Annotated in this window: 18 protein-coding genes and 1 pseudogene; all 19 read left to right on the plus strand. The window is 36.1% G+C overall.

Annotated elements, in window-relative coordinates:
* The first annotated feature begins 6 nt into the window (after window positions 1–6).
* The gene (locus U860_RS0112400; protein ID WP_025148774.1) at window positions 7–1,230 is read left to right on the plus strand and encodes a phage portal protein; all 1,224 of its coding nucleotides are present in this window, start codon (window positions 7–9) and stop codon (window positions 1,228–1,230) included.
* A complete protein-coding gene (locus tag U860_RS0112405; RefSeq protein ID WP_025148775.1) occupies window positions 1,187–1,771 on the plus strand; it encodes an HK97 family phage prohead protease in 585 nt (194 codons plus the stop codon). The genes U860_RS0112400 and U860_RS0112405 overlap by 44 nt, the downstream gene beginning before the upstream one ends.
* 17 nt (window positions 1,772–1,788) lie before the next feature.
* On the plus strand, window positions 1,789–2,973 hold the full coding sequence (locus U860_RS0112410; RefSeq protein WP_025148776.1) for a phage major capsid protein: 1,185 nt from the start codon (window positions 1,789–1,791) through the stop codon (window positions 2,971–2,973).
* A 14-nt stretch (window positions 2,974–2,987) separates the two neighbouring features.
* Window positions 2,988–3,149 (plus strand): hypothetical protein, encoded by a 162-nt coding sequence (locus U860_RS35620; protein WP_162790998.1) that lies wholly within the window; start codon window positions 2,988–2,990, stop codon window positions 3,147–3,149.
* On the plus strand, window positions 3,142–3,411 hold the full coding sequence (locus U860_RS0112420; protein WP_025148777.1) for a head-tail connector protein: 270 nt from the start codon (window positions 3,142–3,144) through the stop codon (window positions 3,409–3,411). Before U860_RS35620 ends, U860_RS0112420 begins: the two co-directional genes overlap by 8 nt.
* Window positions 3,408–3,707, plus strand: coding sequence for a phage head closure protein (locus U860_RS0112425; protein ID WP_025148778.1), 300 nt, complete (start codon window positions 3,408–3,410; stop codon window positions 3,705–3,707). Before U860_RS0112420 ends, U860_RS0112425 begins: the two co-directional genes overlap by 4 nt.
* Window positions 3,700–4,056 carry an HK97 gp10 family phage protein gene (locus tag U860_RS0112430; RefSeq protein WP_025148779.1) on the plus strand — a complete coding sequence of 119 codons (357 nt, stop codon included), beginning with the start codon at window positions 3,700–3,702 and terminating at the stop codon, window positions 4,054–4,056. The genes U860_RS0112425 and U860_RS0112430 overlap by 8 nt, the downstream gene beginning before the upstream one ends.
* Entirely contained in the window at window positions 4,053–4,385 is a 333-nt protein-coding gene (locus tag U860_RS0112435) for a hypothetical protein (protein ID WP_025148780.1), read from the plus strand. Before U860_RS0112430 ends, U860_RS0112435 begins: the two co-directional genes overlap by 4 nt.
* The gene (locus U860_RS0112440) at window positions 4,386–4,958 is read left to right on the plus strand and encodes a major tail protein (RefSeq protein ID WP_025148781.1); all 573 of its coding nucleotides are present in this window, start codon (window positions 4,386–4,388) and stop codon (window positions 4,956–4,958) included.
* A gap of 4 nt (window positions 4,959–4,962) precedes the next feature.
* Complete coding sequence (locus U860_RS0112445) at window positions 4,963–5,319, plus strand: hypothetical protein (RefSeq protein ID WP_002171685.1); 357 nt, start codon at window positions 4,963–4,965, stop codon at window positions 5,317–5,319.
* Window positions 5,316–5,534 carry a hypothetical protein gene (locus U860_RS36365; RefSeq protein ID WP_240184463.1) on the plus strand — a complete coding sequence of 73 codons (219 nt, stop codon included), beginning with the start codon at window positions 5,316–5,318 and terminating at the stop codon, window positions 5,532–5,534. Before U860_RS0112445 ends, U860_RS36365 begins: the two co-directional genes overlap by 4 nt.
* Before the next feature lie 17 nt (window positions 5,535–5,551).
* A pseudogene (locus tag U860_RS0112455) lies at window positions 5,552–6,763 on the plus strand (replication protein); the annotation flags it as partial.
* A gap of 257 nt (window positions 6,764–7,020) precedes the next feature.
* On the plus strand, window positions 7,021–8,703 hold the full coding sequence (locus U860_RS0112460) for a hypothetical protein (protein WP_029952957.1): 1,683 nt from the start codon (window positions 7,021–7,023) through the stop codon (window positions 8,701–8,703).
* Window positions 8,704–8,708: 5 nt separating this feature from the next.
* On the plus strand, window positions 8,709–9,518 hold the full coding sequence (locus U860_RS0112465) for a distal tail protein Dit (protein ID WP_025148783.1): 810 nt from the start codon (window positions 8,709–8,711) through the stop codon (window positions 9,516–9,518).
* Between the two features lie 13 nt (window positions 9,519–9,531).
* Window positions 9,532–11,217 carry a hypothetical protein gene (locus tag U860_RS32430; protein WP_025148784.1) on the plus strand — a complete coding sequence of 562 codons (1,686 nt, stop codon included), beginning with the start codon at window positions 9,532–9,534 and terminating at the stop codon, window positions 11,215–11,217.
* 120 nt (window positions 11,218–11,337) lie between these two features.
* Entirely contained in the window at window positions 11,338–12,126 is a 789-nt protein-coding gene (locus tag U860_RS0112475) for a hypothetical protein (RefSeq protein ID WP_025148785.1), read from the plus strand.
* 86 nt (window positions 12,127–12,212) lie between these two features.
* The gene (locus tag U860_RS0112480) at window positions 12,213–14,186 is read left to right on the plus strand and encodes a phage tail spike protein (protein WP_025148786.1); all 1,974 of its coding nucleotides are present in this window, start codon (window positions 12,213–12,215) and stop codon (window positions 14,184–14,186) included.
* Between the two features lie 37 nt (window positions 14,187–14,223).
* Window positions 14,224–14,673, plus strand: a complete 450-nt coding sequence (locus U860_RS0112485; RefSeq protein ID WP_025148787.1) for a hypothetical protein — start codon at window positions 14,224–14,226, stop codon at window positions 14,671–14,673.
* A gap of 35 nt (window positions 14,674–14,708) precedes the next feature.
* Window positions 14,709–14,987 (plus strand): phage holin family protein (locus U860_RS0112490; protein ID WP_025148788.1); only part of this gene is annotated, 279 nt, incomplete at its 3' end.

The raw sequence follows: 14,987 nt of genomic DNA on the forward strand, positions 1-14,987 counted from the left end.
GAGAAATTGGGGTTATTTAACAAGGTATTCGGAAAGAAACAACCGCCTACTACAACTCGTTTTGAAATGATAAACGACAATGGAGGGGGCTTTTTTGCGTGGAATGGAGATATCTATCAGAGTGATATTATCAGAGCATGTATACGTCCAAAAGCGAAGGCTGTTGGTAAATTAGTTGCTAAGCATATAAGGGACAATTCAAATGAATTTAAAGTAAATCCAGAGCCGTATATTAGATTTATTTTAGAAGAGCCAAATCCGTTAATGACGGGTCAAATATTTCAAGAAAAAATGACTGTACAATTAGAATTAAATCATAATGCATTCGCTTATATAAAGCGTGATGAGCTTGGTTTTCCAGCAGAAATTTATCCTATACCATGTGTAACTGTGGAAGTTGTAGAAGGGGTAGAAGGTGATATTTTTCTAACTTTCTACTTTAAAAACGGCAAGAGAATGACTGTTCCTTATGTCGATGTTATCCATCTTAGAAAAGATTTTAACAAAGATGATTTTTTTGGTGAACATCCAGGTAAATCATTATCTTCATTAATGGACATTGTTACAACTACTGATCAAGGAATTGTGAAAGCAATTAAAAATAGTGCGGTAGTGAAATGGATATTAAAATTTAAATCAGTTTTAAAGCAAGAAGACATTGATATGCAAGTTCAAAATTTCAAAAAGAATTACTTGAGTATTGATAATGAGAATGGTGGAGCGGCTTCATCCGATCCTCGTTATGATTTAGAGCAGGTCAAACCAGAAGCTTTTGTTCCAGATTCTAAGCAAATGCATGAAACGACACAAAGGATTTATAACTTCTTTAATACAAATGAAAAAATTATACAAAGTAAGTACACAGAGGATGAATGGAATGCTTACTATGAATCTGAAATTGAGCCATTGGCGATGCAGCTTGCTGGAGAATTTACCAGGAAGCTTTTTTCACGTCGTGAACGTGGATTTGGTAACAAGATAATCTTTGAAGCAGCAAGTCTTCAATACGCTTCCATGTCAACAAAAATGAATTTAGTTCAAATGGTCGATAGGGGAGCAATGTTACCAAATGAATGGCGTTCTATTCTTTCATTGGGCCCGATTGAAGGTGGGGATAAGCCAATAAGAAGATTAGATACAGCATTAGTTAAAGATGGAAATGTTACTGGTGGAAGAGGTGAGAAGAATGGACAAGACGGAAATGAGGGAAATAGTAACACAGAAGATTGAAATTAGAGAAGATGACAACGGTAATCGAACTCTAACTGGTTACGCTGTGAAGTGGGAAAAGAAATCTTTAGTAATGGGTTATTATCGTAAGTTCCGTGAACAATTCAAAAATGGAGCATTTACAGAGTCATTGCAAAATGATGACCAACGTTTTTTATGGTCCCATGATACATCAAAGGTTCTAGGCAGAACTAAAAATAATACCTTGCGTTTAAGCGAGGATGCGGTTGGTTTACGATTCGAATTGGATTTACCGAACACAACATTAGCCAATGATACCTATGAATCTATTAAACGTGGAGATGTCGATGGTGTTTCCTTTGGATTTAGCATGATAAACCAGGATATTGAAGAACCAGATGATGATCTCATGCTACGAACTGTTACGAAAGCAAAGCTATTAGAAGTAAGTGCTGTTGCTTTTCCAGCCTATCCAGATTCAGAGGTAAGTGCCAGGGGATATGATCCTTATAAACATTTTACAGAAGAAAGAAACCGCTCGGAAAAGCGTAAAAGACTTTATTTACAAACATTATTATAAAAAGGTGGAAACTTAAAATGAATAAAGAACAATTATTAAAACGTAAATCTGAAATTAGTGAGTTGCTAGGTGATGAAACTCGTTCTATCGATAATTTAAATGATATCGAAAAAGAATTAAGAGAAATCAATGAGCAATTAGCCGCAATTGAAAAACGTGAACAACTGTTAAAGGAAGCAAGGTCTATTAATGAGGGAAATGCACCTGGTACTCATAAAATTGAAACTTTTAATACAGATCCACTAAATGAGCAGCGTGAACTTGGTACGAATTCTCTTGAATATCGTAATGCTTTCATGAATTACGTATTAAACGGTGAAAATATTCCAAATGAACTACGTGCAAGTGCTGTTACAAAAACAGGCGATGTTGGTTCTGTTATTCCACAAACTGTATTAGATAAGATTGTGGAAAAAATCGAAGCTGTAGGAATGATTCTTCCATTAGTTACTCGTACAGCTATTAAAGGCGGAGTAAGTGTTCCGATTTCTTCTGTTAAACCAGTAGCTTCATGGGTAGCTGAAAGTGCTGGAAGTGATAAGCAAAAGAAAACAACAGGTGCTATCACATTTAACTACAATAAACTTCGTTGTGCAGTAGCAGTATCATTAGAGGTTGACACTATGGCTCTAGCGGTATTTGAATCTACTTTAATCAATAACGTTGTGGAAGCAATGACAAAAGCAATTGAACAATCAATTATCAATGGCACTGGAACTGGACAACCAAAAGGCATCTTGGCTGAAACACCTGTTGTAGGACAAGCATTAGATGTTGCTAAAGTTGAGTATAAAACATTGGTTGATGCAGAAGCAGCATTACCACTTGAATATGAAGATGGTGCTGTTTGGTGCATGACAAAGAAAACGTTTATGTCGTTTGCTGGGATGGTAGATACAAGCGGACAGCCTATTGCGAGAACGAATTACGGTATTAATGGTAAAGCAGAACGAGTTTTATTAGGACGTCAAGTTGTACTTTGCAACTATATTGATAGTTTCACTACTGCAGCAACTGGCAAACCATTTGCTTTCTTATTCAACTTCAGTGATTATCTTCTTAACACTAATTATCAAATGGGTGTTAAAAAATATGAAGATAACGAAACTGACGACATGGTTACAAAAGCAATTATGGTTGTTGATGGTAAAGCAGTTAATGTGAACTCTCTTGTAGTTCTTAAGAAAGCAGCGGCAGTTTAAGGAGCTGATAACAGATGAAAAGCTTAGTTATTAAGCCATTTATCGATAAAGATACACAAACAGGCTATTCAGAAGGTGATATGTACGAATCAGTTTATTCTAAACGTATCGCCTTTTTAGTTAAAGAAGGACATTTAAGTCCACCACCTAAGAAAACGGTGAAAAAAGATGCTTGATGTTGTAAAGAAAGCATTGCGTATTTCACATAACGCTCTTGATAATGAAATTTCAGATTTAATAGAAGCGGCCTGGCATGATTTAATGTTGTCGGGCGTTTCTTCTATAAAAGCGAGTGTGGATACTGATCCACTTATTAAACGAGCAATTATCACTTATGTAAAAGCTAATTTTATTCTAGATGCAAAAGAAGCAGAACGCTTTCAATTATCTTATAACATGCTCAAAAATCACCTAACATTAGCAGGTGATTACAAATGAACGATATTCTATTTTTTCCAATCGTTACAATTGTTGAGGATGAATTAGGGCAAAAAGAAGAAAAAGAAACGTTTAGTAGACAAGTATTTTGTAAAAAGAAATCTGTCCCGCAATCAGAATTCTTTCAGGCTGGGCAAAGTAATATCAAAGCTAGTCATGTATTGATTGTTCATATCTTGGATTACCAAGATGAACGAAAAGTAAAGTATCGAGATAAAGAATACAGCATTTACCGCATGTATGAAAGAGATGATGAAAAAATCGAGCTTTATTGTGAGGTGAAAGCTGGTGGCTAGTATTAACGATTTTACTAGTGAAATTACAAGGGAATTACAAAGATACACTCATTTAGTAGAAGAGGACCTTGAAGTGGCTAAAGAAGAAGTTTCAAAGAATCTTGTGGATGAGTTACAACGAAAAAGCCCAAAGAATACAGGTAAGTATCGTAAAGGATGGCGTAAGAAGAAAGTTGGTAATGCAATTGTTGTTCATAATGCGTTAAAACCGCAACTTACACACTTGTTAGAAAAAGGACATGCAAAAGAAAATGGCGGACGTGTACCGGCTCAAGTCCATATTGCTCCAGCTGAAGAAAAAGCAATAAATGAATTTGTAGAGCGAGTTGAAAGGGCGATTCAACAATGAATTTAATTGAATTAAAGAAAATCCTTGATGCTACAGGTTATCCTGTGGCGTATTCGCATTTCACAGCCTTACCAAATAATCCAGTACCGAAACCGCCATATATTTGTTTTATTGCTGATGGTTCAGCGAATTTAATGGCTGACAACATGGTATATCACAAGATAAATGATTTAAGTATAGAGCTTTACACAACTAAAAAAGATTTAGCTGCAGAAGCCAAACTCGAAAAAGTCCTAGATGATTGTGAAATTCCTTATGAATCGCAAATAGAGGGGCCTATTGAATCCGAAAAAATGTATCAAAAAATATATGAAACGAGGTTGATATAAATGCCTGAGAATAAAGTTGTTTTTGGTCTAAAGAAAGTACATTATAGTGTCATTTCTGAAGATGAGACTGGAAAAATCACATATGGTACACCAGCTAAGCTACCTGGTGCGGTTGAAATGAAGTTAGAGCCTAAAGGTGAACAAACAGATTTTTACGCAGACGATAGCAACTACTACACTGAATCAAGCAACCAAGGTTATGAAGGTACACTAACTATTGCCAATATTACCGAAGCATTCCGCACTGAAGTTTTAGGTGAAGTTTTAGATGAAGTAGACAAAGTTCTTACAGAGGTTTCAAATGCGAAATTCAAGAAAATCGCCCTTATGTTTGAGTTTGATGGCGATGTGAAGGCAACACGTCATGTACTTTATAACGTATCCGTATCACGTCCTGGTGCTAACTCTTCCACAAAGAGTGATAAAACTGAACCAAATACAACAGAATTATCATTCGTAGCAGCACAACATCCGGTTAATTATAAAGTTAAGACATCAACAACAGTTGGTACACCAGCGAAAACTTATGATGATTGGTATACAAAAGTATATGAGAAAGTTGTGGGGGCATAATTAGATGGAAAAAACAATTGTAATTGATGGGAAAGACGTTCGTTTAAAAAGTACTGGCGGTACAGCTAAAAGATATAAATCTCAATTTAAGCGTGATTTATTAGCGGATATGCTAGGTTTAGGAGTACTTTCTGCTGTTATTTCATCTGAAAGCGACCAAGTAGACTTTTCTAACAGTGATCTAAGTAAATTAGATTTCGAAGTTATTTACGATTTAGTTTGGGTATTTGCTAAAACAGCAGATAAAGAGATTCCGGATCCATTAACATGGCTTGATACATTTGAGGAGTTCCCAATTGCTGAAATTATTAATGAAATTCAAGACTTAATTAAAAGTACTGTTCAATCAAAAAAAAAATAAATGAAGATGGACAAGAGCAAGACGTTGATGGCGAGTTTTCTACTGATACGTTTCTTGCTCTTTGTTATTTATCTAAATTAACGAGTGAAGATCTAGAAGTAATGACGATTGGTGACTGTATAGATTATATCGAAGAATTTGTTCAGATTAATAATCCAGATAAAGAAGATAAAAAATCAAGAAAAGCTACTCAAGAAGACTTTAACGCCTTCTAAGAAAGAGAGGTGAGATTATGGCAGGAGGAAGAATTAAAGGAATTACGATTGAAATCGGCGGAAATACTCAACCGTTACAAAATGCCTTAAAAGATGTTAACAAACAAAGTGAGGCCGTAGCTAAAGAGTTAAAAGATGTTGAACGACTCTTGAAGTTCAATCCAGGTAATGTTGAAGCTTTAGCTCAAAAACAAAAATTACTCACGCAGCAAATTGAAAATACCACTCAAAAACTAGATAAATTAAAGGCAGCAGAACAACAAGTTCAAGCGCAATTCCAAAACGGAAAAATTTCAGAAGAACAGTATCGAGCATTTAGGCGTGAAATTGAATTTACAGAAGGGTCACTTAATGGCTTAAAAAACAAACTCGGAAACATGAAAGCTGAGCAAGAAAATGTAGCAAGATCAACCAGACAGTTAGAAACTTTATTCCATGCTACAGGAAAAAGTGTTGACGATTTTGCAGGAGCATTAGGGAATCGTCTTGTGAATGCAATTATAAGTGGAACAGCCACAAGTAAACAACTTGATGATGCTATAAGTAAAATCGGCAAAGAAGCACTTGGCGCTAGTGCTGATATAGATAAAATGAAAAAAGCTCTGTCATCTGTGGATGATGGGGCTTCTTTAAAATCTGTAAAACAAGAACTAAATAACGTCGCGAAAGAAGCAAAAAAAGCAGGAAATGAAGTTAATGATTTAAAGATTGAAATAGAAAACGTGTTAGCAGCTGGTGCAGCTGGTGCTGGTATAGGTAAAACACTAGAAACCGCACTTGATACTTCTAAATTAAAGACAAAGATTGATATAACTTTTAATGTCCCGGAAGAATCAAAGAAATCTGTGGAAGCAGCAGTTAGAAGTGTAGAAGCGTATGGAGTTGATACAGCAGCATCTTTAGAGGGTGTACGTAGACAATGGGCTTTAAATAAAGATGTAAGCGACGAAACGAATGCAGCAATTGCCAAAGGAGCAGCCGTTATATCTCAAGCTTATGAGGGCATAGACTACACAGAGTTAATTCAAGAAACATACGAAATAGGAAACGAATTAGGGATAACTCAAGAAAGTGCACTTGGTATGGTTGATGCGTTGTTAAAAATGGGATTTCCACCAGAGCAACTAGATATCATTGCCGAATACGGAAGTCAGCTGACTCGTGCAGGCTTTAAAGCTGAAGAAGTCCAAGCAATTATGGAAGCAGGCGTTGAAACAGGTAGTTGGAATTAGATTATAGTTCCCTTGTATGGCGACATACAATGACAAACTCCTCTAATTCAGTGAAACTCTCAAATGAGACAATACTGAGCGAAGCCTTTTAATTAAGGAACGTGCAACGACTAGTCGAAAGACGTAGGGTGTAAGCAAATGACACTCGAAACGGGGAGCAACTCAAAGAGTTGAAGATATAGTCTAATCTATGCGGTGACGTATAGCAGTTCATAACAGAACGGGCGTGACTTTGCGAATCACGTTGAATATAAATGATTGATAATCTCTTAGACGGGTTAAAAGAAGGACGGATCAAACTAGCTGAATTTTCTCAAGGAGCAGATAAAGCTTTAAAAGAAGCGCTTGCTGGTTCTGGGATTGCCGCAGAACAAATAGAAAAGTGGGGAGCATCTGTCGCTAAAGGCGGAAGTGAAGGCTCGCAAGCCATGGTAGAAGTAGCTAAAGCGATTGAAGGAATAGAAGACCCTATTAAAAAGAACCAAGTGGGAGTTAAGGTTCTAGCAACTATGTATGAAGATCAAGGTCAAAATATAACTAATACCTTGATTGGTGCTTCACAAAAAACAATAGATTTTAAAAATAATCAAGACCAATTAAATGAATCTGTCAAAAAGATGGATGCAAATCCAGCCGTAATGATGCAACAGGCTATGGCAGATTTAAAAATAGCACTTGAACCTGTCCTAATGGTTATTGCGCAAGTTGTGGGTAAAATTGCCGAATGGATTCAGAATAACCCTACTTTAGCAGCGACTATTACTGTAATCGCTACAGCAATTGGAATTGTAATGGCGGCACTTGCAGCATTAACCCCAGTACTTTTGTTAGTAACAACCCAAGCATTAACCTTTGCAGGAGTTATGGCTGTTTTGACAAGTCCAATTACTTTAGTGATCACAGCGATAGCGGCTGTAATAGCCATATTAATATTATTCGGCGATCAAATAATGGCCGTATACAATGAATATTTGAAACCTACAGTTGACCAAATAGTAGCTATAATCAATGAAACCTTAAAACCTGTATTTGAACAAGGATTTACAATCATTAAAGAAATTGTTAAAGATGCATTTACGATTATTCAACGTGTATGGAATGAAATATTATCTCCTGTATTTTCGGTTATTGGCAGTATCATCCAAAATATTCTTTTACCAGCCTTCAAATTTGTATTTACTGCTATCAGTAGCGTTGTTGGTGATGCATTTAGCGGGATAAAAACAGTGTGGGATAATGTTTTAAAACCAATTCTTAATGGTATTATCGATTTCATTTCAGGTGTGTTCACAGGGGATTGGGAAAAAGCATGGGGCGGCGTTGTTAAAATTTTTGGTGGGATTTTTGAGGGTATTAAATTAGCTGCAAAAGCACCGCTGAATGCCGTAATTTCATTAATCAATGGAGTGATTAAGGGGATTAATGGTATTTCTATTCCAGATTGGGTTCCAGGATTTGGTGGTTCTTCACCTAGTATTCCAACAATTCCTATGTTAGCAACAGGCGGTAGACCTGTAGGGAATGGATCATTCATAGCCGGAGAAGCTGGCCCGGAGTTATTCACAAAACGTGGTAGTTCTATCACAGTAACGCCGTTATCATCTTCCGAAAGGTCTTTAGGTATTACAGGAACTATGGGACAACTCGTAGGCGATATGAGTCGTACAATGGCTAATTCTATGAATCAATTAGCTGATTTAAAAGGCGTTATGAGTGGAGTTTATAGAAGTATGTCAAATAGTTCGCAGGCACTAAAAGGGAATACAAATAATAATAGTGTGGAAGGCAATACAGCGAAGCAATCAGGTGATATTATTTCATACAACTTTGCTGATATGCTCAGAGGCTCCACATTTGTGGTTAGAGAAGAAGCTGATATACAAAAAATAGCAAGAGAATTAGGGAAATTTATAACAGGATCAGGAAGGCAGGTGTAAAAACTATGAGTTTAACGATAGATGGGAAAAAACTTAGTGAACTAAAACTAGCTCTTTTACCAGAATTTCAACATCCAGCAGCTCCACCAGTTCGTAACTACACAGTTTCTATCCCTGGTCGTCCTGGTGCTTATTACTTTGGTTCGGATTTAGAACCTATGGAGTTTAACCTACCTTTACTTGTTAAACCGCAAGAAAATAGATTTGAATTAGCGGCAGCTATCAGAAAAATGGTGGCTGCCTTTATTGATCCTTATGGGAAACCAAAAGAAGTGAAATTAATTTATGATTACGAGCCTGATAAGTATTATCTGGCCAGATATAGTGGTTCGATGCCAATCGAGCGGTATTTAAGTATGGGTAAGTTTGAATTACCTATGATAGCTTATGATCCTCATGCTTATTCAATTGTGGAAAGTACTGAAGATGTATTATGGGGAGATAACATTCCATTTATGTCAGATATTCTTCTTGGTGGTAGCGATTCTTCTTATGTTGTAACCGAATCACAGAATTTGAGTGTCAAAAATGCAGGTTCGAAAGTATCACGACCAGTAGTAGAAATATCGGGAAGCGCAACATCCTTAACTCTCACTATAAATGGCGAGAGTTTTTCTTTTGGGACGTTTACTAATTCTTCATTTGTAATTGATGCAGAAAGATACGCAGCCATTAAAGATGGAAGTAATTTCTTATTCCAATTAAAAGGAGATTTAGAAAAGTTAGAGTTGAAACCAGGCGCAAATGTAATACGAATAGGCGGTTCAAACCTAAATATAAACATTGCATTCAAATACTGTGCTAAATATATATAAGGTGGTGGAATAAATGGCTGATGCGCCTAAATTATTACCAACGGATTCCTTGAAAGTAGGTTATCCGAAGATTAACCAAGGAATAACAAATGCGAATGAAGCGCTGAATAAATCATTTACTGCGGAGTATAATTCTACAAATGCTATCAATATTGCTGATAATTTAAAAAAACAGTTAGATGAACTTGTTATTGAAGGAGATTCTTCTGTTGAAGCAGCTCAAGCAAGGGTAGATGAAGAAAGAAGGAAATTCGATACACTGAAAGATCGCTTAGATTATAAAGACCGTGAAATAAATAAAATAAGCGCTACAAACGCACAGTTCCGATTAACTATATTAAGTGCTTATGATGATATTGAAGCATATCACCCAAAAGTCATTAATTTTGGTTCAAAGTGGAATGGTTACTATTATTGGATGGCATTTACTCCGTATCCTGGTGGGGATCAAGCAAAAGAAAACCCACATGTGTTGGCTAGCAACGATATGATCACTTGGATAGAACCTACAGGATATAAAAACCCATTGGAGCCACAACCACCGGGGACACCTGATAAACAGTACCAGAGCGATACCCATATTGTCTACAACCCGAACTTCAATAGAATTGAAGTGTATTGGAGATATGTAGATGATTCACTGGGAACCGTTACCATTTATAGAAAGACTTCTACTAACGGTGTGAACTGGTCACAAAAGGAAGTAGCGTTGCAAGATGATAGAAATAAACAAGACTATTTAAGTCCAGCTATTATTTTTGAAGATAATAAGTATAAAATGTGGGCTGTTGGTAATGGGTATAAAGTTATTTATGCAGAAAGTGCTTTAGGGACGAACTGGGGAACCTTTAGAGAAATCAATATACCATTTGAAAGTCAAATGAACCCATGGCATTTAGATGTTATTCATACAGATAAAGGATATGAAATGGCTGTTGTTGCTTTTAAAGATGGACAAGATAGGAATACTATGAGTTTATTCCATTCGTTATCAAAAGACAATGTGAATTACTCTATTGCTAAAGAAATATTGAGTCCTTCAAATCAAGAATTCACATGGGATAATCGTGGCATATACCGATCTAGTATTACAAAGATAGATGGTATTTATTATATTTATTACTCTGGAGTTAATAAGAAGTGGGAGCGTGGAACTGGGCTTACCTTCGGTGAACATGTAGAACATCTAAAAGGACTAGATCGACATGATTTATATATTCAATCAAACGTAAAAGCAGTAAATATGGTTTATGAAGCATTCTTACGAAATTACGGGCTTCAAATTTCTTCACAACAATCAAATGGGTCCTTGTGGAAAGCTTGTTTGAAATTCAGTACCGCTGATGAAGTTAAATTTGTTAATGATTTTTCTGCAAATGTACTAATTAATTTAGCTGTTGAAGCAATTCGGACAAATAACGGATTAAAATTCATTGGTAAATCAGCTTATTATAATTCAAATGAATTTAAACTATATGAACCAGGAAAAGCGAGTATGGTTGGACTTGGAGAAGCAGATTTCTTCAGACCTAAATTAGTAGGTAACCCGACGAAAGCAGGCGGAATGGAAGTGTCAGCGGTTGTATTTGAGGATGCTGGTCGATGGGCGGGAGTTGAACGTGAAGGCGCTATCCGATATGATGCAGTCCAAAAAAAGCATCTTGGATATGACGGGACGAAATGGAATCCTCTATATTAGTGGATAAATTTAAAAACAAAATAAAATATAATTATTCATTTTAATAAAATGATATGAAAAAAAATGAAAAGATAATAGAATGAATGAGGGGCGACACAAAAAAATTAGGGAGACTAAGGTATGAGTGATAAAACAGAAGTTAAGTATAAAGCTTCAAATGGTATAGAATTGACTTATATGGAAGATCCATATCCAGTTCAAAATTACATGGGGAAACAGAAACTTTTGGTTATTTTTCAATCGTTAGGTGATGAAAAATCAGACGATCAAAGAAAAAGGTATCCTTATACCTTGATCGACGGTTTGAGATTTTATAATTGTAGAAAGTTATATATAAAAGATGATCGCGGAATTGCTGGTGATTATTACCTTGGTTTGAATGGTAAATTAGATACTAAAGATGCTGTATCAGAATTCTTAAAGAAAAAAATAGTTGAATACGGCATATCAAGAGAGAATATTACTACATTTGGTTTTTCAAAAGGTGGATATGCCGCTTTAATGTTTGGATTTGAGTTAGGAGCTGCGAACATTATCACAGCTGTACCTCAGTTTAATTTGTGGAGTTGGATTTCAAAGTATAAGCCATTTCTTGACTATATTCTTCCTGAAAATCCATCACAAAAAGACAAGGAATATTATGCACATTACTTAAAAAATGTCATTGAATGCTCAATAAGTAAACCAAATGTTTACGTTGTAACATCACATAATGACAATACTTATAATGATCACATTCCACAATTAATCGAGACTTTAGAAATAAAAGGAATTGAACCAAAAATTTATCATAATGATGAGTATACTGTAACAAGGCATAATAATGTAGTAGTTAATTCGATGAACGAGATATTTGCAATTTTGAGCATTGTTTTAAGTGATAAAGATATTAGAAATCTTTTTAACTAGAATATAAAAAAGATATAGTTTTGATAACAAAGAGGGACAATCGTCTCTCTTTTTATTTTCTATAAACGTAGAAAGTAGGTGATACATTGCGACACATAAGAGTTTTTGATATCAATATGAATTTAATGGCTATCTTAGAAAATGCCTATAAAATTGGATATGTAAAAGAGACTAATAATTTGTGGACGTGTTACTTTTCATTGCCTCTTACCGATCCGAAACGTTTAGAAGTTAAACCGAAACGGTTTATTGAATTGTACGATCACGATAAATATATTGGTAAGTTCATAATTAATCCTAAAAAAACGGTAAAAAACGAAAGTGACCAGAGCATAACATACAATTGCGAGCACGTTTGGAGTACTTTACACTCAGACGTGCTTTTTCGTTACCATCAATTAACGAATTGGACGACAAAGGATGCTCTTCAATACCTTATCAATCAACAAGAAACAAAGCATTGGAAGCTTGGAACAGTTGAGTTTACACGTTATTTTCATTATGCATGGGAAAATGAAGATTCTCTCTTAAACGCCCTTGTAAGTGTACCTAAACCGTTTAACGAATCATATGTGTGGACGTGGGACGATACGAAATATCCCTTTACCCTTAATCTCGTTCGCGCAACAGATGAAAAGGTCGATGTTATTCGATATGGGAAGAACTTAAAAGGGATTGAGAAGGAAGAAGATCCAACAGGATTAATCACACGAATTTATCCGCTTGGGTACGGTGAAGGTATAAACCAGCTGGGTATTGAGAAAGTAAACGGCGGGGTTCCATATTTACAGGCAGAACAGTCTATTATTGATAAATACGGCATCCACAAAAGGATATGGGCTGACAGAAGGTTTGAAGATGCAGAATCCCTTAAAGCTTCTGGTGGCGGTCTTTTAGATACGTATAAAAAGCCGTTGGTCACTGTATCTGTGGAATGTATAGATTATGAGCTTATTGATCCATATAAGCTTGTGAAATATGATGTTTCGAAAATAGTAGGTGTGTATGACGAGGACACTGACACGAATGATGATTTGCGAATTATGAAAATAACGAAGCCTGATATTTATGGTGACCCATCTAACATACAATTTGAAATCGGGAATGTACGGGATGATATAGGAGCAACTATTACTGATTTGCAGAAAAAGCAATTAGTTAATGATACTTACGCTCAAGGTAGCACTAATATTGATAGTCGGGACTTCCAAGATAATTGTGACCCTGAGCATCCGGCGGTTATAAGGTTTCAAATACCAAATGATGTTATGAATGTGAACGAGCTATTACTGACATTTGAAACGTTGAGATTCAGGGCGTATGAACGCGCCATTAAAGGAGGTGGGGCTGTTGTTGCTTCAACATCTTCCGGTGGTGCTACTGTAGGTTCAACAAGTTCTGGTGGTGCTACTGTAGGTTCCACAAGTTCAGGAGGAGCAACTGTTAGTTCAACAAGTTCTGGCGGTGGTACAGTTAAAGCTTCAAGTAGTGGAGGAGATCATGTTCATAAGATGTTTCATGGTGGTGGTATTGTTCCTGCCGAACCTACAACAATAGGATTGTATACAGCTTTTTCTGATCCCGGAAGAAATACAGCGGCTTCATTTTACGCAAAAGGAACGGGATCTAGTTTCTATACACACGGTTCCAGTGGAAGTCATACACATGATATTTCATTGCCGGACCATTCGCATAGTATCAGTATTCCTGACCATAGTCATAGCATTAGCATTCCAAACCATACACATGATATCAGCATTCCTAATCATACACATGATATCCAATTGCCAGATCATACCCATGAAATTGAGTTTGGTATTTTTGAATTAAACGAAACACCATCAAAAGTAACAATAACTGTGGATGGTAATGTATTACCGCTTGATTCAATGAGTGGACAAGATATTAATTTAGTACCATATTTAGCAAAAGATAATAGCGGCAAACTTCAGCGTGGTCGTTATGTTGAGATTAAAATTACACCTAATAAGTTAGCTAGAATAAATGCTACTGTTACGGGGCGACTTTTTATCCAGTCAAGAAGTGGCGGCACGTTTTAAGATAAATGATTAAAAATAGAGAAGGGATGGATAACATATGCAAACAATCGAAATCCATACACAAGGCGGATTAAAACACACTGTACAATCTAAAACATACGATGCACAGGTACTAAATGAACAATTAAATAGTAATGACTTAATCACCGTGCTTATCGGTGATTTTATTATTCAACGAATTGATGTGAAACGTATTTTACCAATCAATTTACCAACTGTGGAAGGCACAACAAAGTTAAAAGTTCATACAAACGGCGGAAAAGAAATTGAGATTGTAACAAATGATTATGATCCAATCTACTTAAATGAACAATTGAACAATAGTAATACCATTACGGTTGTAATTGGTGATTATATCTTCTCTCGAATTGATGTAAAACAGGTTGTCCCAGTGAAAGAAGAACCGAAAGAACCTGAGCAACCGACAGACCCAGTTGAACCGCCAACAACTGAAGAACCAACAGGAGAAACTAAAGAGCAGTTATAGGCTGGTCTTTTTATTTTTGATAAAGGAGTGGAATGATGGATCGTATTGATGTGTTAATGAAAACATTTATAGCTACATCCGGAGCATTTTGCGGATACTTTTTGGGAGGATGGAATGCAACATTGAAAATCTTAGTTACGATGGCGGTCATTGATTATTTAACTGGCATGATCGCAGCAGGATACAACGGAGAGTTAAAAAGTAAAGTAGGTTTCAAAGGCATCGCCAAAAAGGTGGTGCTTTTTCTTTTGGTTGGAGTGGCTGCGCAATTAGATACAGCGTTTGGAAGCAACAGCGCTATCCGTGAAGCAACA

This window comes from Bacillus sp. H1a (assembly GCF_000633475.1).
GTDB lineage: Bacteria > Bacillota > Bacilli > Bacillales > Bacillaceae_G > Bacillus_A > Bacillus_A paramycoides.